This window comes from Williamsia limnetica, assembly GCF_003217475.1.
In the GTDB taxonomy this organism is placed as follows: domain Bacteria; phylum Actinomycetota; class Actinomycetes; order Mycobacteriales; family Mycobacteriaceae; genus Williamsia; species Williamsia limnetica.
Genome location: NZ_QJSP01000019.1, coordinates 69,167 through 86,440, shown reverse-complemented (window position 1 = coordinate 86,440; position 17,274 = coordinate 69,167). Strand labels below are relative to the sequence as shown.

Genomic DNA, 17,274 nt, shown 5'->3' with positions numbered 1-17,274 from the left:
GTCGTTGTCACCGCGACGAACTAGAGCAGTGACGCGGCGATGATCAGACCGGTACCCAGGTGGACGGTGGCCGACACCCACACCGCCGGATGGGGCTTGTCGTCCATCAGCACCTCGCCGAGATCGCCGGGCGAGAGCGCATCGAGCAACACGAACGTCAGAGCCATGAGGAGAATGCCGAGCAGGGTGTAGATCGCGGTGTACAGCAACCCCTCACCGAGATCGCCCTGGCTGGCCGTGATTGCTGCGACGATGATGATCGCCACCGACATTGCGTTGCTGGCCACCAGGATGCAGGCGTTTCGGTTGCGATCCACCCAGACCTGCTGCCGTAATCTGCCCGGCGTCACCACGTCTACCGCGATGAAGCTCACGAGCATCAACAGCACACCCACGCAGCTGTACGCCGCGGCTGATGCGACGTTGTCTCGCATGATCTCCCACTCCACTTTCATCTCCCACCTGTTGTTGAAGCGCTACTTACCGGAACCGCCGCCGCCGCCCCGATAATCGGAGCCGCCACCGGAGAAGTTTGGCCGCGACACCCACAGGGGGCCGACGAATCCGCTGTAGTGCCGATAGCCGGATTCGTAGTCGTCGCTGACCATCACCCGAGTCTTGTTGTCCTGGTACGGAAACAGCCCGACGAGATAGTCCGGATACTGCAGGAACAGTCCGGTGCCGCTCGTCGCGGTGTCGGTGGCCGTTCGCCGGTCCACCGGTTGCTGGATCTCGCTGATCTCGTCTGCCACCTGCTCCGGCGTGCCATCGGCAACGTAGGCATCGACAGAGGATTCGTCGAGACCGGCCTCCCGTTGGTAGTTCTGCTGGATGTAGGCCTTCGCATTGGTCGATCCCGAACTCCCCGAGACACAGGAGAAGGCCAACAGCGCGACGGCAACGAGCACGATGGCGGCGATGATCCCGTTGCGTATCCGGTTCAGGGGCCGTCGGTCGTAGCCGCCGGCGAAGGGGGCGGAGGCCATCATCGGACTGCCTCGAACACGCTCGACGTGACGACCACATCACCGGTCTGTGGATAGGCGTGCCAGGTATCCCACCGTGCCCGGTGGCCGAGGTCGGTGGCGATGATCGCGGTGAAAGCGTTGGGGTGGCCGGGGTAATGCCCGATCAGCGAATGCGGCCCGAGGGCCTGGTCCGACACCCGCGCCGCCAGTGCGGTGAGCGACGCAGCGTCGTGCTGCTCGATGCGCGATCGGAACGAGATGCTTGGGGCGTCGATGTGCGTGGGCAAGGTCGGCGGGCGGCCGGGGAGGCACGCCAGAGTCTCGACGGTCTCGGTGTCCGCGGTGACGACCCGTACCTGATGGCTTGCCCCGAGCAGGCGCAGCGTCAGCCCGGCCCGCTCGAATGCGCAATGCACAGTCGAGAGAGCAGGAAGCAGCGGTTCGTCGAACGACAGACAGAGTTGGTCGGCTCCGGTGTCCGCGTACGGCACCTCGAGGATGGACTGCATGGTCAGCTCGGTCCGGTGTCGGCAGGAAAGATGCGGTACTCGGCGCGAGCGAGTACCCGACCGCGTGCGCACTCCCAACCGGAGCCGAAGTCCTCGAACGACAGACGATCGTCGCCCGCGGTGTAGTCGTGATAGGACATGTTGCCCGTTGCCAGTCCGGTGGTGCCCTGGGAGCTGAATCGGGCCGACCCTGCCTCGTCAGAGGTATAGCGGCGGCCGTCGACGTCGATGGTGTCGGGACCGGGGGCCACGGTCACCCCTGTGAGCTCTTCCCAGAGGACGACTTCGAGGTCGGGATCTTCTTCGACCGACACCCACGCCTTGCGGCCGGTGCCGGTGTCCAGGAAGTTCTCGGTCCACGAGAAACCACTCTGCGACAAGGTCAGGGTCCCGCGGACCGCGAACATCTCACCCCGGATGTCGACCATGTCACCGGGCTTGAGGGCGCGCGGGTCACCGCGCACCGCGTCGTCGTCGGCCGAGGAGAAGGGGTCGCGCGGTGCATAGGTACGGTCACGGACGCCCTGGGCCTCGCGCGCCTGCCGCTCACGACGCGTCCCTATGACGTTGAACAACAGCACCACAGCGATGACCGCGAGGATGGCGATGATGATGATCAGCAGTGCTTCCATGCGAAGAACCTATCCAACAGGTCCGCTGGCGAACGTGACCCGGTCGCGCTGAGCGAGGTTCCGTACCGGTCGCCTCGCACCGCCCGACGTCGGGTCCGCTACCCCTTCCAGACCTTCCAGCCCGCCCAGATCATGGGGAACTGCAGAGGCAGACGTCCCCAGGCGGCGATGCGATAGGGAAGAGGCCTGTTCTTGAACATCCGGACCATGTTGATGTTGCCCGGATACACGCCGACGAAGAGCAGCACCGATGCGAGCCCGGCACGACGTCGGGTGCTGGGCATCAGCATCGCCGCCCCGATCGCAACTTCGGCCACGCCGGACCCATAGGTGTATGCGCGCGGTGAACCTGGAAGTTCTGGCGGGATGATGCCGTCGAACGGCGCCGGCGCCACGAAATGCAGGACCCCCATCCCGACCAGCGCCGCCCCCATTCGCTCGGCCAGCTTGTTCTCACCGGGAAAGACCAACTCCCGCAACTTCTGCTCACGCTTGCTCATGGGTACACCTTGCACGATCACCTCGCCCGCCGCTGCCGAAAAGGGCTACAGTCGCCAACTGTGCGACAGCAAATACTGCGGCTCCCCCTCGGCGGCCGTACAGGGAGGCGTTGATGGCGGGCGGACGGTTGCGCCGGCGCTTCAAAGACGATGACCTGACGGATATGCCCGACCATGCATTGGTCGGTGTGGTTCGAATCCCCTCGATGCAGGAGAGCCCAGGACGCGCGATCAGCAAGCGCGTCATCTACGCGCTGATCGCCCTGTTCGCCGCAGTCTTCATCGTCTATCTCGACCGCGACGGCTATCGAGACGTGCAGGACAATGAACTGTCATTCCTCGATTGCCTGTACTACGCGACGGTGTCGCTCTCGACGACGGGATACGGTGACATCACGCCGTACACGCCGTCGGCCCGGCTGATCAACGTGCTCGTGATCACGCCACTGCGGGTGATGTTCCTGATCGTCTTGGTCGGTACCACACTCGAGGTGCTCACCGAACGTTCACGGCAGGCCCTCAAGATCCAGCGTTGGAGGAGCAAAGTGCGTAACCACACTGTGGTGATCGGCTACGGGACCAAGGGAAAGACGGCCGTGAAGGCGATGATCGCCGACGGTCAGAAGCCCTCGGAAATCGTTGTGGTGGATGGCGATCAGACGGTCCTCGACAACGCCGCCGCCAAGGGGCTGGTGACGGTGCGCGGCGATGCCACCCGCTCGGACGTACTCCGTCTGGCCGGTGCCCAGCATGCCTCGGCGATCGTGGTTGCCACCAACCGTGACGACACCGCGGTGCTGGCGACGCTGACCGCACGAGAACTGGCGCCCAAAGCGAAGATCGTGGCCTCTATTCGTGAGGCCGAGAACACCCACCTGATCCGGCAATCCGGTGCCGACTCCGTCGTCGTCAGCTCGGAAACCGCCGGACGTCTGCTCGGCCTGGCCACCAGCACACCCACCGTCGTGCAGGTGATCGAGGATCTCCTGACACCCGACGAGGGATTCGCCATCGCCGAACGCGACATCGAACCGGAAGAGGTCGGCGGTTCGCCGCGGCATCTACCCGAGATCGTCCTGGGCGTGGTCCGCGACGGCAAACTGCACCGCGTCGACGACAGCAAGGTCGACGCCATCGAGAACGGCGATCGGTTGCTGTACGTTCGGCAAGGCCTGCCGGACTAGGCCCGCCCACATCATCTGCAGTGCACCTTCTAGGAGGAAAACCGATTGCCGCGCTTTGAGTTCGAGATGCCACCGATGTTGTCGCGGGCCGTATACGACAGGGCCGACGAGATCAGGCACGACGAGCAGCGGCTGAAGGCCAAGTGGCCCGACGCGCTGCTGCTGCAGATCGATCCGTCCGGCCGGTACCCGGTGGGGGAGGACGGCCTGGGCTGGATCATGGCGGTCGACGTCGGCGACGAACCACCGCCGGAAGCGGTGTTCCTCGGTATACATCCCGACGAGGGCCGCGACATGTGGGCGATGCGCTTCGACATCATCGACGGCCCCAAGGACGACCCCCGTCGCGGTGCCAAACTGCTGGGTGGCAATGATGCGGGCATCCTGACGACGGCCCTTGGAGTATTGAATTGGCACGATGCGGCTCGGTTTTCCCCGATCGACGGTGCTCCGACCGAACCGATCAAGGGTGGCTGGGTCCGCCGCAACACCATCAGTGGGCGAGAAGAGTTTCCGCGTACCGATCCGGCCATCATCACCGTCGTCCACGACGGCGGCGACCGGATACTCCTGGGCAGGCAGGCGCAGTGGCCGGACCGCTGGTTCTCGACGCTCGCAGGATTTGTGGAGCCCGGTGAGTCCCTCGAGCAGTGTGTGCTGCGTGAGGTTCACGAAGAAGTCGGGATCGACACGTGGGATCCGAGATACATCGGTTCGCAGCCGTGGCCGTTTCCCAGGTCATTGATGCTGGGTTTCGAGGTCACCGCTGATCCGGCTCAGCCGCTCGACTTCATCGACGGCGAAATCGCCGCGGCCGAGTGGTTCGGCCGCGACGAGGTCATCGCAGCAATCGAAGCCCAAGAGGAATGGACATCCGACGATGGGGCGCCGATCATCGACGACGCGCGTCTGCGGCTACCCGGATCGATCTCGATCGCCAGTGCCCTGATCAGGACTTGGGCCTACACGCTGGGCGTCTGACTGAGTTCAGACACCCAGCTTCTTGCGCACGTCCGCGACCGTGGGATTGGTCGCCGTGCTGCCGTCGGCGAACTTGACGGTGGGGACCACATGGTTGCCACCGTTCACGCTGCCGACGAAATCGGCGGCGGCCGGGTCCTGCTCGATATCGATCTCCACCCACTCGATGCCCTGGCCCTTGAGGCCCATCTTGAGGCGCTTGCAATAGCCGCACCAGGTGGTGGTGTACATGGTCAAAGTCGCGTTCTCCGTAGTCACGCTTACATAACACCACGGTGGGGTCAGGTGTTCCTGATTGAGCTGTCGAGCGTGCCGAACCGACCGTCGAGCGTGCCAAAGATGCCGCTGAGTGTGCCGAACTGACCGCCGAGCGGGCCGAAAATGGCGTCTTTGGTGGGCGGCGCGACCCGCCGGGTCAGCTCTGTCGGCAGCCATTGGAATACTGAAGCCCATGAACGCCTCACTGGACCCTCAACAGCAGGCCGCCGTGTTGGCGCCCCGCGGACCGGTCTGCGTGCTGGCCGGCGCGGGGACCGGCAAGACCCGCACGATCACCCGCCGTATCGCCCACCTGGTGGGCGACGGTCACGTCCGCGCCAGTCAGGTTCTCGCGGTCACCTTCACCGCCCGCGCCGCCGGTGAGATGCGCACCCGGCTGCGCTCGCTCGGCATCTCCGGCCAGGGAAACGCGGTGCAGGCATTGACGTTCCACGCGGCTGCGCTGCGGCAGCTGCGATACTTCTGGCCGCAGGCCATCGGTGAGAACCAATGGGAGTTGCTCGACAACAAGTTCCCGGTGGTCTCGCGCGCGGCCAGATCTGCGGGCGCTCCGACCACCACCGATTCGCTGCGAGACCTGATCTCCGAGATCGAGTGGGCCAAGGGTTCGCTCATCGGGCCCGCCGATTACCCGGCGATGGTCGCGAAGTCGCGCAGGGAAGCGCCCTTGCCCGCCGAGCAGGTCGCCGCCGTGTACGAGCGATACGAGCAGCTCAAGGTCTCCTCGTCGGGCGATCAGCTCCTCGACTTCGACGATCTGCTCCTGATGACGCGGGCGATCCTCGACGATCACCCGGTGCTCGCAGACGAGTTCCGCGACCGCTACCGGTGCTTTGTCGTCGACGAATACCAGGACGTCACCCCAGCTCAACAGGCTTTGCTCGACGCGTGGGTCGGCGAGCGTGACGATCTGACCGTCGTCGGCGACGCCAACCAGACGATCTACTCCTTCACCGGCGCCACCCCGAGCTACCTGCTGGACTTCTCACGGCGCTTTCCCGAGGCCATGGTGGTGCGCCTCGAGCGTGACTACCGGTCGACCCCGGAGGTGGTGAGCCTGGCCAACCGGGTCATCGGTGCTGCGCGCGGCAGGATCGCCGGCACCCGTCTGCAACTCATCGGGCAGCGTCCCAGCGGCCCCGAGCCCGATTTCGCGGAGTACGCCGACGAGCCCGCCGAGGCCACCGGCGTCGCCAGGTCCATCAAACGGTTGATGGCGCAAGGCGTCCCGGGCTCGGAGATCGCCATCCTCTACCGGATCAACGCGCAGTCCGAAGCCCATGAGCAGGCGCTGACCGCCGCAGGCATCCCGTACCAGGTGCGCGGCGGCGAGGCTTTCTTCTCACGGGCCGAGATCCGGCAGGCCATGCGGTCGATCAACCAAACCGCAGCACGCGATGATCTGCCCTCCGATGCGGACACGGTGACCCTCTTGCGCGCGATCCTGGTACCGCTGGGGCTCACCGATGAGCCACCTGCAGGTGCGCAGGCACGAGAGCGCTGGGAGTCGCTGCTGGCCCTGCAGAAGATGACCGAGGACATGCTGACCGAGGACGCCGACCTCACCCTGACCGAGGTCGCGCGCGAACTGTCCGCACGTGCGGAGGCGCGGCACCCACCGACCGTCCAGGGTGTGACGCTCTCGTCGCTGCACGCAGCGAAGGGGCTGGAGTGGGACGCGGTGTTCCTCGTCGGCCTCGTCGACGGGTCATTGCCGATCAACCAGGCGGTGAAGGCGGGCGACGACGCGATCGAGGAAGAACGCCGGCTGCTGTACGTGGGAGTGACGCGTGCTCGCGAGCATCTGCAGATGTCGTGGGCCCTGTCGAGGAATGAGGGTGGCCGGGCATCGCGGCGGCGCTCGCGGTTCGTGGTCGATCTCGTTCCCGAGGACTCTCCGGCATCACGGATCGCAGAACCCAAACGCAAGAAGTCCGGACCGCGGTGCCGGGTCTGCGGAAAGCCGTTGGTCGGTAAGACCGCATCTCTGCTCGGGCGGTGTGAGGGATGTCCGTCCGACCTCGACGAAGGTCTGCTGGTGGCGCTCAAAGAATGGCGCAGCGTCCGTGCGAAAGAACAGAAGGTTCCCGCCTACGTGGTGTTCTCCGACAACACGTTGATCGCGATCGCGGAACAACAGCCCGGCGATGTCCCTGCACTGGTGGCGATTCCGGGCATCGGGGCGAAGAAACTCGACCAGTACGGAGAAGACGTTCTCGGCCTGGTCCGGGATATCGGGACGGGTTAGCTCGAGGCGGGGGATCGGTCTGCAGTCGATGATCCGAGAAACCGCAGGTCAAAAATAGGTTGTGCGATCTGGGCGCCCCCGTTTACTGTGGAGAACAAGAACGGCGGGGGTCGCATCGATCTGCTCGATCGGCCCACCGTCACACCACGCACTGAATGTGCACGCGAACGCAAGGAAGGGAGAGGTCCGATGAACGATTTGTTCACCACCGCCGAGAGCGCTGTCGCATATGCCGGCATGGCATGCGGTTCGTGGCATCGGACGCTGCCCCTCGCCCAGCGTCCGCGAACCGGACAAGCGCATCATCGCGCAGTCGCCGGGAAGCCGGAATTTCTGGCTCCCAAACCAGCGATTTCGGCGGTAAACCGCTCAGCGTTCCCCGTGGAGAGTGTTGATCTGACCTAGTTCAGATTTCACTCGAGGCCACGGCGAATCGCGACAGCGAACCCGTGGCCTCTTTTGTGTTCTAGGAACGTCTTTCGTTCCGCCACCACTGAAGTGCCCGGGTCTCAAGCACAACATCCGACAAGCACTTTCGACAGTGGAGGAATACTGATGACCGAGGTACTCGAGTCGTGTATCGGCGGCGGGCTCGCACTGGACTTCGCCAAGATGGAACTTCCGTGCCAGTTCGCGGACGCAGACCTGTGGTTCTCCGAGAACCCGAATGACCTGGAGCAGGCCAAAGCGCTGTGCGGCGATTGCCCACTGCGCAAGGAATGCCTCGCCGAGGCTCTTGACCGGCGCGAACCGTGGGGCGTCTGGGGCGGTGAGATCTTCGACCAAGGTGTCGTGATCGCCCGCAAGCGTCCCCGTGGCCGGCCGCGGAAGAACCAGGCTGCATGACGCCTACCGGTAGAGAAGCGAAACGGGCGGGTACGAGAAAGTCTCGTATCCGCCCGTTTGCCGTCTATGCGCGGGGTTCACTCTGCGAGTCCGGTGACCCACCGTTCCATGATGGCCCGGTACGGGGCTTCGGCATCGAGTTGTGCGGCAATGCCGACGCAACCGCCGAGAACACGAAACACCATCACATATTCCTTGGGACAGTTCAGGTTTCGCGAGGTCTTGTAGACGTCACCACGAGGATCGGACGCGGCGCCCGCCGCTCTTTGTAGCCACTTGCGAGTGAAATGGAACGACTCGCTGTACAGCGGATCGACGTAGGGGCGCAGGTACGCCTCGAGATCGGTGGGAGTCACCTTGTCCTGGTGCGAACGCTGAATGAAGTTCGCGCGCACCATCTCTTCTTTGAGTTCGTCGTACTTCCTGTCCCGGCACAGTCGCAGGATCGGGCCGGTCGCGGCCGGCAGGCCGTCTGGATAGTGACCGACGGCACCGAAGTCGAGGATGGCCATCCGGCCGTCGGCCAGGAATTGGAAGTTTCCGGGGTGCGGATCGCCGTGTACGAGACCGACCCGGCTCGGGGAGCTCACCTCGAACTCGGTCATCTTTGCCGCCGCGGCGTTGCGCTCCTCGACGGTTCCCTCCTTGATCACCTTCGACATCGGGATCCCGGTGATCCACTCGGAAACAACGACTTTGGGTGCGGAAGCAACCACCCGAGGCACCACGAAATCGGGGTCGTCCGCGAACGCCTTGGCAAACGCTCGCTGATTGTTCGCTTCTTTGGTGTAGTTCAGTTCGTCTTCGGTGCGCTCGATCAACTCGTCCATCATCGACTTGACGTCGGTTCCGGGGGACAGGCGTTTGAGCAGGCCGGTCATCCGGGACATGGTCTTCAAATCGGCCTTGAGGGCGTGGTCGGCGCCGGGATACTGAACCTTCACCGCGACCTCGCGGCCGTCGTGCCACAGCGCCTTGTGCACTTGCCCGATGGACGCCGACGCTGCCGGTTCGTCGGAGAACTCTTTGAACCGTTCGCGCCATTTGGTCCCGAGCTGATTGTCGAGGACTCCGTGAACCTTCGCTGCGGGCAGCGGCGGTGCTTCTGCCTGCAGCTTCGTCAGGGCATCGCGGAACGGTTCTCCGAACTCCTCCGGAATCGCGGCTTCCATGATCGACAGCGCCTGGCCGACCTTCATCGCGCCGCCCTTGAGTTCACCGAGAACGGCGAACAGCTGCTCCGCGGTCTTCTCCAGCATGTCGGCGGCGATCTCATCTCGGTCCCCACCCGCGAGTCTCTTGCCGAAGCCGGAGGCCGCCCGTCCGGCCACCCCGAGCGGAAGCGAGGCGAGCTTGGCATTTCTGCGTGCTCCACCTCGTGTGATCTCTGCCATTGAGTTTCCCCTTTCCAATGCCCGAGCTTAGTTCACCTGGCTGAGCGGCAGCCGCAAAGCGGATGCGGTGGCCAGTGCCGCACCGCCATCGATGACGGGTTTGCCCGGAATTCGATGGTGGTGTTCACCGTCGACGGCGGTGGCGGGTTCGGCTGCCCCGAGCGGGTGAGCGCCGCAATCTGTTCGATCTGTGCCGCCGTGACCGCGGCGGTCCCGGCGATCGTGGCGGATCCGGCCCAACCGCAGATCCCCAGTAGTTGGGCGCTGACGATCGGCCAGTCGCGGTCGCGGTCGGTACGGTGATGATCGGCACAGTGCAGGCAGCTGGTCAGCCCGGGCAGGACCATCGGGCCGATGACCCCCACGCCATCGCGCAGTCGCACCATCAGGTGGGGTATGCGATGACGCATCAGACTCGACACCAGCCACGGATCATGTGTGAGGTAATCGGTCAAAACCACGAGGTCGCTCGCCCAGGCCGACACCCGGTCCTGGTGGACAAGAGGATCGGGGTCTGCGGCGTCGATCAGCGAAGGTTTGCGCACCGACCGCACGAGGTCGACTCCGGCCGCGCGCAGTGCGCCCGAGATGGCCACGGCCAGCGGGCCGGATCCGTGTAGCCGTACCCGGAGCCGGGTGGGGGGCGCCGCGACCTCGTGATGCGCGACGCCGGCGATGACGAGGTCGTCGAGCAACTGTTCGAGGTCTGTCCGGGACAGTCCTGCTTCGGTGGCTGCGGCCACGATCTCATCCCGTGGGCGCCTGCTCGTGAGCGACCGCAGCAGCGTCGCGAGCCGTGCGGGGTCCAGATGTCCGGTCGGTTCAACGATGACTGCCGTTTCGGGGTCGCAACCCACTTGGACGCGTCCTCCGGGCCGGACGAGAACCGCCGCGCCCGGGCGCAGGACTGGTAGCGAAGCGGTGACCGTCATGGCGCCACCCAACCAGAACCCGAACCGGTAACAGGGCCAGCGTGGTGGAGTTATCCACAGAGGGGTATGGCCCTGAGCTGCGGGTGCAGCGGTGATTGCCGAAATGTCAGGCGGGCGGCGTCGGGCCGTCGCTGTCTGGCTTCTCGCCGCGCTTCTCGGCTTCCTCTGCGATGGTCTTCTCGAGCTGGGCCATCGGGTCGTCGAAGGGATCCACGCCGCCACCGATGACCCGGTCGATGAACGCTGCCGGGTGATCGAGATCCTCGGCATCTGGCACGAGGTCGGGATGAGCCCACACGCCGTCGCGGGTCGCGATATCCGACGACTCGAGGAGTTTCGACCACAGGTCGGCGGCTTCGCGCAGTTTGCGGGGCCGCAGTTCCAACCCGATGAGGGTGGCGAAGGTCTCCTCGGCCGGTCCTCCGGTGGCGCGGCGCCGGCGCATCGTCTCGGTGAGTGCTCCCACCGACGGGATGCGATCCGAGAGTGCTTGCGTCACCACTGTTTCCACCCAGCCCTCGATGAGTGCCAGGATGGTTTCCAGGCGGGCGAGGGCGTGTTCCTGTGCGGGCGAGGTCTTCGGTTCGAATGCTGCGCCGCCGGCCATCAGTTCTTGGAGTTTGCTGGGATCGGACAGCAGCGTGGTCGGGTCGATACCCGCAGCGGCGTCCTGGATGCCCGAGAAGTCGATACTGATGCCGCGGGCGTACTCCTCGACCGTCGAGAGAAGTCTCTGACGCAACCACGGAACGTGGGTGAACAGACGCACGTGGGCGGCTTCGCGAGCGGCGAGGAAGACGATGATCTCCTGGCTCGGCTGCTCGAGCCCGTCGCTGAACGCGGCGACGGCCTCCGGCAACAGCACCGCCGTACCGGACGGCGCGAGCGGCAGGCCGATGTCGGTGGAGGTCAGTACTTCCTTGGCGAGCTGTCCGAGGCCCTGACCGAGCTGGGTGCCGAAGGCCATGCTGCCCATCTGGGTGACCATGCCCATCATCGGACCGGCGAACTCGCGGGCCTCTTCGGGCAGATTCTTGGTCCAGGTTCCGGCGATCTGTTCGGCAACGGGATTGCAGAGTGTCTTCCAGACCGGAAGCGTCTTCTCCAGCCAGTCCACCGACGTCCAGGCTTCGGTCGTGCTGACCCCCGCGGGCAGGGTCGTCACGTTGTCGAGCCAGACCTCGGCCAGGCGCACCGAGTCGGTGACCGCCGAGGTCTCCCGCTCGCTGACAGGGCTGTGCTTACCGATCTGCTGGCGCGCCAATGACGTCGCGACCTGGTAGTTGACCGGTTCGCCGCCCGCGGCGCCCATGCCGGCGCCCATGCCGGAGAGCATCTGACCGAGCTGCGACAGCATCTGACCCAGCTGATTGGGGTCGAAGTCGCCGGGCTTCTTGCCGGACGAGTCACCGTCCCCGTCATCACCGGAGGCGGCCGAGAATCCGAAAGGCAAGTCATTCATGACTCCACGGTACCGGCGGTCGGGTCGCATTTGGCGATCGAAGCGATCCGCTCTGGGCGAAAGTCGACCGGCGCTCGCCGGCGGGTGAGCACAAACAGGACTCGGCTCCGAACCCTCTACGCTGGGCGACGTGAAAGAGCAGTCTGTATCACCGGGACCCGAGCACGGGCACGCACCGGAGCCCGAGCGCGCTGCGGCTCCCAGGGGTCGCCGCGCGACGATTGCGCCGGGCTATCGGCGTATCGCAACTCTGGTCGTCGCTTTGGCCTTCCTCGTCGTGTTCGTGCTCGTCGGCACCCTTGTTCGGGTGCCCTACGTGGCCCTGGGGCCCGGGCCGACGGTCAACACATTGGGATCGGTTGACGATCGGCAGGTCGTGGCCATCACCGGTGAACCCACCGACCCGACGACCGGCAATCTCAACCTGACCACTGTCTCGGTGACGGACGGTCTGACGCTGTTCCAGTCGATCGGACTGTGGCTGTCGGGGGACGACGAGTTACAGCCACGCGACCGCGTGTATCCGCCCGGCAAGTCCAACGAAGAGGTGAGCCAGGAGAACCGTCAGCAGATGACCGGTTCGGAGAACTCGGCGACCATTGCCGCGCTCGCCTTTCTGGGTCGTCCCCTCGACTTGGTCGTTGCCGGCGTCGATGACAAGGGACCATCCGCGGGCGAGCTGCAGCCCGACGACGACATCACCGCGGTGAACGGGACCCCGGTGGAGACGTCGGTGGCCCTGCGTGAAGCGGTCGCCGCTCTCGCGCCCGGAACGCAGGTGACCCTCGACGTCGTGCGCGCCGGGCAACCTGCCACGGCAACGGTCACCTTGGCAGCGAACCCCGACGACGCGGAGAAGGGTTATCTGGGCATCTCGCTGTCGGAACAAAACGGTGACCCCGATCTCGACATCTCCTTCGACGTCGGAGAAATCGGCGGACCATCCGCAGGTCTGATGCTCACGCTGGCGATCATCGACAAACTGAGCCCGGGCGAGCTCAACGGCGGCGAGTTCATCGCCGGTACCGGCACCATCGACTCGACAGGTGACGTCGGGGAGATCGGCGGCATCACCCACAAGATGAAGGCGGCCAGAGAGGCCGGCGCGACCGCGTTCCTCGTACCCTCCGGCAACTGTGCCGAGGCGACATCCGATACACCCGACGGTCTGACGCTGGTCCGGGTCGACACGCTCGACGACGCCATCACGGGACTGACCGACCTGCGGGAGGGACGCACCCCGCCCAGTTGTTGAGTGTGCCGAGCCGGTCGGCGGTACTCACTCCTCGTCGGGCGTGTTCTCCAGGGTCGCAGCCAGGGCCAGCACCAGATTGGGAGCCATGTTGGGGTGCGAGAGCAGTTCTATCGGTGCGTCGTCGTCGGTCTCGACGTCGTCGACTCCCGGTGCGAGCTGCAGCAGGCTCAGATTGCGCCCGTCGCGCAACACCGCGGCAGCGAGCCGGGCTTGGCGGCTTTCCGGATGCGCCGCGGCTGCGCTGCGCGCGGCCTGGTCGGCGGAATCGGGATCGGCGAGCAAGGGACCCAGGGCGTCGTCGAGATCGTCCTCGGCCTCGGGCGGCAGGACGATGATCTCCTGGACCAACGCGCATCCCGCGACGTCGGCAGGCCAGCTGGTGGTGGCGAGTACGTGCTCGAGCTCGGCCATGCCGCTGTCGGGGGAGACCGGTAGGGGCGCCTGCTCGATCAGCGTCAGCTCGGAGGTGTCGTGATCGTCGACCCAGTCGGGCTGCGTGTCGGCGAGCAGGGAGGTGGGCACCAGGGCGAACAACTGCGGGGGCTGACCCCATCCGGCCGCGTCGACGAACTCGACGACCTCACGGATCGCGCTGCCCAAGGCGTCGGGGGAGAGCACAGGTGGTTGCGATTCGGTCACAACACACATAGTGGCATCTATCGCGATGTTTCCGGTGCAGCCACCGTCTTCGCAGGCCTGCGCGCCTGAGTGATCCGGCGCAGGCTACACAAGCTGCGGGCCGCTCTCAGGTAGCAATCGGTACTGTTCTAGGCGAATGCGAAAAAGTTGTGTCGAATCTGACTCGACTTGCCGCCTTCTACCGCCCGGCACAGGCTGCGGGGCGCCGCAAAGTAAAGTGTTGGTCAAGTCCGGTTGCGGTGCTCCGGCATAAAATTTTGGAGTAACACTCGTGGGTATCCGTGGTCCGGCAGCAATGCCATCGCTGTCGCGGCGCAGTAAGGCGCTGATCGCAACGGCCGTCGTCATTCTCGTGGTCCTGTTGGTGGGGCCGCGTTTCATCTCGATCTACACCGACTGGCTGTGGTTCGACGACATCGGCTATCGGTCCGTGTTCAGCAAGATCATCTGGACGAGGATCGCGCTGTTCGCGATCTGCGGCGTCGTCGCCGGGCTGATCATCTTCGGTGCACTGTGGCTGGCGTACCGCAGCCGGCCGGTGTTCGTGCCGACCAGTGGTCCCGGCGATCCCATCGCGCGGTACCGCACCTTGGTGATGAGCCGCATCCGCTGGTTCACAATCATCCCGACGGTGCTGGTCGGTCTGCTGGCAGGCCTTGTCGCGCAGGGTTCGTGGTCGACGGTGCAGATGTTCCTGCACGGCGAGAGCTTCGGCATCAAGGACCCCGAGTTCAGTCTCGACGTCGGGTTCTATGCGTTCGATCTGCCGTTCTACCGCTTCGTCCTGAACTTCCTGTTCGTCGTCGTGGTCATCGCCTTCATCGTGAGCTTGGTGACCCACTACATCTTCGGTGGGGTCAGACTGGCCGGTCGTGGTGGCACGTTGACCAACGCCGCGCGGATCCAGCTGGCGGTCATCGCCGGCACGTTCCTGCTGCTCAAGGCGGCGGCGTACTGGCTCGACAGGTATACGTTGCTCTCCAGCACCCGTAAGCAGGAGATCTTCACCGGCGCGAGCTACACCGACATCAACGCCGTGCTGCCGTCGAAGCTGATCCTGATGGCGATCGCCGTGATCTGTGCGGTGGCGTTCTTCGCCGGGATCATCCTGCGCGACCTACGGATTCCCGCCCTCGCCACGGCGATGATGTTGCTGTCCGCGCTCGTGATCGGCGTCGGCTGGCCCGCTGCCATGGAGCAGTTCTCCGTCAAGCCGAACGCTGCGGAGAAGGAGGCCGAGTTCATCGGCCGCAACATCGCGGCGACGAAACAGGCGTACGGGATCGGACCGGATCGGGTCACATACGAAGACAATTGGACTTCCGAACCGGTCAACCAGCAGTTGGTCAACACAGACGAACCCACGTTGTCGAACATCCGCATCCTGGACCCCAACATCATCTCCCCGGCGTTCACCCAGGTGCAGCGGCAACAGAACTTCTACGGCTTTCCCTCGCAGCTTGCCCTCGACCGGTACGAGGTCGACGGCCAGATGCGCGACTTCGTCGTCGCGGCCCGTGAGCTGGACCCGAGCCGTTTCGAGGCGAACCAGCAGAACTGGTTGAACAAGCACACCGTGTACACGCATGGCAACGGCTTCATCGCCGCGCCTGCCAACCAGGTCAACGAAGCAGTGTCGAACATCGACGACGTTGCCAGCGGTGGCGGCGAACCGGTCTTCTACGTCAGCGATCTCCGGAATTACGAGAGCGACGACTACAAGGCGAACGCCCCCATCAAGGTGTCGCAGCCGCGCATCTACTTCGGTGAACTCATCTCGAAGGTGAACCCCGACTACGCGATCGTCGGGTCGGACAACGAGGAGAGCCGCGAGTTCGACACCCCGGACTCGACGTACACCTATTCGGGTGAAGCCGGTGTGCCGCTGTCGAACTGGTTCAACAAGGCCGCGTATGCGGTGAAGTACACCGAGCGCAACCTGCTGCTGTCGGGTGCCATCAACAAGAACTCGAAGATCATCTACAACCGTGATCCCCGAGACCGCGTGGAGAAGGCAGCGCCTTGGCTGACCGTTGATTCGAAGACCTATCCCGCAGTGATGGACGACGGGTCGATCAAGTGGATCGTCGACGGCTACACCACACTCGACGCGTTCCCGTATGCGCAGTCGACGTCGCTGGAAGATGCGACAACCGATGCGCAGCAGCTCAATCAGGGACAGACCGGCAGGACCCAGGTCAACAAGCAGGTGTCGTACGTCCGCAACTCGGTGAAGGCGACGGTCGACGCGTACTCCGGCGAGGTCAAGCTCTATCAGTTCGACGACCAGGATCCGGTCCTCAAGACGTGGATGAAGGTGTTCCCGGACAGCGTGGAACCGAGGTCCGAGTTCGACAAACTCGACGACCTGAAGGAGCACGTCCGGTATCCCGAGGATCTGTTCAAGATCCAGCGCGAGCTTTTGACCAAGTACCACGTGGACAACCCGCAGACGTTCTTCCAGGGCGATGCGTTCTGGTCGGTTCCGAGTGATCCGACCGACAGCGCGGCAGTCACGCAGGGGCTCGATCAGCCGCCGTACTACTTTGTGGCGTCCGACCCCGAAACCGGGAGGCCCTCCTTCCAGCTCACCGCCGTGTTGAACGTCTTGAAGCAGGAGTTCATGGCGTCCTATCTGACGGTGTCGTCGGACCCCGGCAACTACGGTCGGATCACGGTGAAGGACCTGCCTGCCACGCCGCAGCGTGAGGGACCGAAACAGGTGTTCAGTGCCATGGAGACCGACGGGCGTGTGGCCGAGAGTCGAAAGAACCTCGAGAACACGGCTGACGTGACCTTCGGCAACCTGCTGACGCTGCCGGTGGGCGACAACGGGATCCTGAATGTGGTGCCGATGTACGCACAGGCGAAGAGCACCGCGGGCACGTTCCCGAGGCTGTTCCGCGTGATCGTGCGGTACGACGGCAAGATCGGGTACGCGCCGACGGTGGCAGGTGCTCTGGCCGGCGTGGGTATCGATCCTTCACGGGTGACCCAGGTACCGGGTGCCGAGGGCGCTCCGCCCGCTGGACAGGATCCGGTGCCGGGTCAGACCGAGCAGCAGGGGCAGGCACCGCCGGCCACCGGCAACGCACCTGCGGTTCCCGCATCGCCTCAGCGGGACGCGGTTGTCCAGAAGATGGACACTGCGCTGAACGCGATGCAAGAGGCTCTGAGGACGGGCAACTTCACCGCCTACGGTCAGGCTCAGACTGACCTGCAAGCGGCGGTCCAAGAATACGAGGCATTGCCGACGAGTTAGCGTTTACGCAGCTCAAGGCAGGTGAGCAGCGTTACAGGCGAGCGATTTGCAGATCGGAGACGCCCGCCTGTAACGTTGTATTCACCGCCGCGGGGTGGAGCAGCTCGGTAGCTCGCTGGGCTCATAACCCAGAGGTCGCAGGTTCAAATCCTGTCCCCGCTACGAAGGTCAAGAGGCCCTCGA

At 64.8% G+C, this 17,274-nt stretch carries 17 protein-coding genes and 1 tRNA gene; 8 read left to right on the top strand and 10 right to left on the bottom strand.

Going from position 1 to position 17,274, the window contains the following annotated elements; all coding sequences use genetic code 11:
- Positions 1-20: 20 nt before the first annotated feature.
- The 5 genes from DFR67_RS25245 to DFR67_RS25225 form a co-directional block, all read right to left on the bottom strand.
- Positions 21-455, bottom strand: coding sequence for a DUF350 domain-containing protein (locus DFR67_RS25245; RefSeq protein WP_245938152.1), 435 nt, complete (start codon positions 453-455; stop codon positions 21-23).
- A 21-nt stretch (positions 456-476) separates the two neighbouring features.
- A complete protein-coding gene (locus DFR67_RS25240; protein ID WP_245938151.1) occupies positions 477-989 on the bottom strand; it encodes a DUF4247 domain-containing protein in 513 nt (170 codons plus the stop codon).
- Positions 986-1,477 carry a DUF2617 family protein gene (locus DFR67_RS25235; RefSeq protein ID WP_110472224.1) on the bottom strand — a complete coding sequence of 164 codons (492 nt, stop codon included), beginning with the start codon at positions 1,475-1,477 and terminating at the stop codon, positions 986-988. Before DFR67_RS25235 ends, DFR67_RS25240 begins: the two co-directional genes overlap by 4 nt.
- A gap of 2 nt (positions 1,478-1,479) precedes the next feature.
- Entirely contained in the window at positions 1,480-2,109 is a 630-nt protein-coding gene (locus DFR67_RS25230; RefSeq protein ID WP_110472223.1) for a DUF4178 domain-containing protein, read from the bottom strand.
- A 98-nt stretch (positions 2,110-2,207) separates the two neighbouring features.
- Complete coding sequence (locus tag DFR67_RS25225) at positions 2,208-2,609, bottom strand: DoxX family protein (protein WP_110472262.1); 402 nt, start codon at positions 2,607-2,609, stop codon at positions 2,208-2,210.
- Positions 2,610-2,722: 113 nt separating this feature from the next.
- Here DFR67_RS25225 and DFR67_RS25220 point away from each other — a divergent pair, with 113 nt between their 5' ends.
- Together DFR67_RS25220 and nudC are read left to right on the top strand one after the other, a co-directional pair.
- Positions 2,723-3,793, top strand: a complete 1,071-nt coding sequence (locus DFR67_RS25220; protein ID WP_110472222.1) for a potassium channel family protein — start codon at positions 2,723-2,725, stop codon at positions 3,791-3,793.
- Between the two features lie 66 nt (positions 3,794-3,859).
- Entirely contained in the window at positions 3,860-4,774 is a 915-nt protein-coding gene (gene nudC, locus DFR67_RS25215; protein ID WP_425451339.1) for an NAD(+) diphosphatase, read from the top strand.
- 6 nt (positions 4,775-4,780) lie between these two features.
- Here nudC and DFR67_RS25210 read toward each other — a convergent pair whose 3' ends face one another.
- Positions 4,781-5,005: a mycoredoxin gene (locus DFR67_RS25210; RefSeq protein ID WP_084834656.1), complete on the bottom strand. Its 225-nt coding sequence runs from the start codon at positions 5,003-5,005 to the stop codon at positions 4,781-4,783.
- Positions 5,006-5,225: 220 nt separating this feature from the next.
- Between DFR67_RS25210 and DFR67_RS25200 the strand changes: the two genes are divergently transcribed.
- From DFR67_RS25200 to DFR67_RS25190, 3 genes are all read left to right on the top strand, one after another.
- Positions 5,226-7,301: an ATP-dependent DNA helicase UvrD2 gene (locus DFR67_RS25200; RefSeq protein ID WP_110472219.1), complete on the top strand. Its 2,076-nt coding sequence runs from the start codon at positions 5,226-5,228 to the stop codon at positions 7,299-7,301.
- A 189-nt stretch (positions 7,302-7,490) separates the two neighbouring features.
- Entirely contained in the window at positions 7,491-7,706 is a 216-nt protein-coding gene (locus tag DFR67_RS25195; protein ID WP_146240536.1) for a hypothetical protein, read from the top strand.
- A 150-nt stretch (positions 7,707-7,856) separates the two neighbouring features.
- Positions 7,857-8,147: a WhiB family transcriptional regulator gene (locus DFR67_RS25190; protein WP_158540036.1), complete on the top strand. Its 291-nt coding sequence runs from the start codon at positions 7,857-7,859 to the stop codon at positions 8,145-8,147.
- 77 nt (positions 8,148-8,224) lie between these two features.
- Here DFR67_RS25190 and DFR67_RS25185 read toward each other — a convergent pair whose 3' ends face one another.
- From DFR67_RS25185 to DFR67_RS25175, 3 genes are all read right to left on the bottom strand, one after another.
- Entirely contained in the window at positions 8,225-9,541 is a 1,317-nt protein-coding gene (locus tag DFR67_RS25185; RefSeq protein ID WP_110472217.1) for an ABC1 kinase family protein, read from the bottom strand.
- A 32-nt stretch (positions 9,542-9,573) separates the two neighbouring features.
- Positions 9,574-10,473 (bottom strand): hypothetical protein, encoded by a 900-nt coding sequence (locus tag DFR67_RS25180; RefSeq protein ID WP_110472216.1) that lies wholly within the window; start codon positions 10,471-10,473, stop codon positions 9,574-9,576.
- Positions 10,474-10,579: 106 nt separating this feature from the next.
- Positions 10,580-11,935 carry a zinc-dependent metalloprotease gene (locus tag DFR67_RS25175; protein ID WP_110472215.1) on the bottom strand — a complete coding sequence of 452 codons (1,356 nt, stop codon included), beginning with the start codon at positions 11,933-11,935 and terminating at the stop codon, positions 10,580-10,582.
- 220 nt (positions 11,936-12,155) lie between these two features.
- Here DFR67_RS25175 and DFR67_RS25170 point away from each other — a divergent pair, with 220 nt between their 5' ends.
- Positions 12,156-13,190, top strand: coding sequence for a YlbL family protein (locus DFR67_RS25170; RefSeq protein WP_110472260.1), 1,035 nt, complete (start codon positions 12,156-12,158; stop codon positions 13,188-13,190).
- 24 nt (positions 13,191-13,214) lie between these two features.
- Here the strand turns inward: DFR67_RS25170 and DFR67_RS25165 are convergent, their stop codons facing one another.
- A complete protein-coding gene (locus tag DFR67_RS25165; protein WP_110472214.1) occupies positions 13,215-13,838 on the bottom strand; it encodes a PPA1309 family protein in 624 nt (207 codons plus the stop codon).
- Between the two features lie 262 nt (positions 13,839-14,100).
- Between DFR67_RS25165 and DFR67_RS25160 the strand changes: the two genes are divergently transcribed.
- Together DFR67_RS25160 and DFR67_RS25155 are read left to right on the top strand one after the other, a co-directional pair.
- Positions 14,101-17,091, top strand: a complete 2,991-nt coding sequence (locus DFR67_RS25160) for a UPF0182 family protein (protein WP_110472213.1) — start codon at positions 14,101-14,103, stop codon at positions 17,089-17,091.
- Positions 17,092-17,179: 88 nt separating this feature from the next.
- Positions 17,180-17,253: transfer RNA gene (locus tag DFR67_RS25155), tRNA-Met, on the top strand.
- The last annotated feature ends 21 nt before the right edge of the window (positions 17,254-17,274 follow it).

What these genes read in the sequence shown, in the direction of transcription:
- nudC (WP_425451339.1), top strand. Translation starts at nt 3,860, where the DNA reads ATGCCACCGATGTTGTCGCGGGCCGTATACGACAGGGCCGACGAGATC.
- DFR67_RS25220 (WP_110472222.1), top strand. Translation starts at nt 2,723, where the DNA reads ATGGCGGGCGGACGGTTGCGCCGGCGCTTCAAAGACGATGACCTGACG.
- DFR67_RS25195 (WP_146240536.1), top strand. Translation starts at nt 7,491, where the DNA reads ATGAACGATTTGTTCACCACCGCCGAGAGCGCTGTCGCATATGCCGGC.
- DFR67_RS25210 (WP_084834656.1), bottom strand. Translation starts at nt 5,005, where the DNA reads ATGTACACCACCACCTGGTGCGGCTATTGCAAGCGCCTCAAGATGGGC.
- DFR67_RS25175 (WP_110472215.1), bottom strand. Translation starts at nt 11,935, where the DNA reads ATGAATGACTTGCCTTTCGGATTCTCGGCCGCCTCCGGTGATGACGGG.
- DFR67_RS25200 (WP_110472219.1), top strand. Translation starts at nt 5,226, where the DNA reads ATGAACGCCTCACTGGACCCTCAACAGCAGGCCGCCGTGTTGGCGCCC.
- DFR67_RS25240 (WP_245938151.1), bottom strand. Translation starts at nt 989, where the DNA reads ATGATGGCCTCCGCCCCCTTCGCCGGCGGCTACGACCGACGGCCCCTG.
- DFR67_RS25165 (WP_110472214.1), bottom strand. Translation starts at nt 13,838, where the DNA reads ATGTGTGTTGTGACCGAATCGCAACCACCTGTGCTCTCCCCCGACGCC.
- DFR67_RS25230 (WP_110472223.1), bottom strand. Translation starts at nt 2,109, where the DNA reads ATGGAAGCACTGCTGATCATCATCATCGCCATCCTCGCGGTCATCGCT.
- DFR67_RS25225 (WP_110472262.1), bottom strand. Translation starts at nt 2,609, where the DNA reads ATGAGCAAGCGTGAGCAGAAGTTGCGGGAGTTGGTCTTTCCCGGTGAG.
- DFR67_RS25185 (WP_110472217.1), bottom strand. Translation starts at nt 9,541, where the DNA reads ATGGCAGAGATCACACGAGGTGGAGCACGCAGAAATGCCAAGCTCGCC.
- DFR67_RS25190 (WP_158540036.1), top strand. Translation starts at nt 7,857, where the DNA reads ATGACCGAGGTACTCGAGTCGTGTATCGGCGGCGGGCTCGCACTGGAC.
- DFR67_RS25235 (WP_110472224.1), bottom strand. Translation starts at nt 1,477, where the DNA reads ATGCAGTCCATCCTCGAGGTGCCGTACGCGGACACCGGAGCCGACCAA.
- DFR67_RS25245 (WP_245938152.1), bottom strand. Translation starts at nt 455, where the DNA reads ATGAAAGTGGAGTGGGAGATCATGCGAGACAACGTCGCATCAGCCGCG.
- DFR67_RS25180 (WP_110472216.1), bottom strand. Translation starts at nt 10,473, where the DNA reads ATGACGGTCACCGCTTCGCTACCAGTCCTGCGCCCGGGCGCGGCGGTT.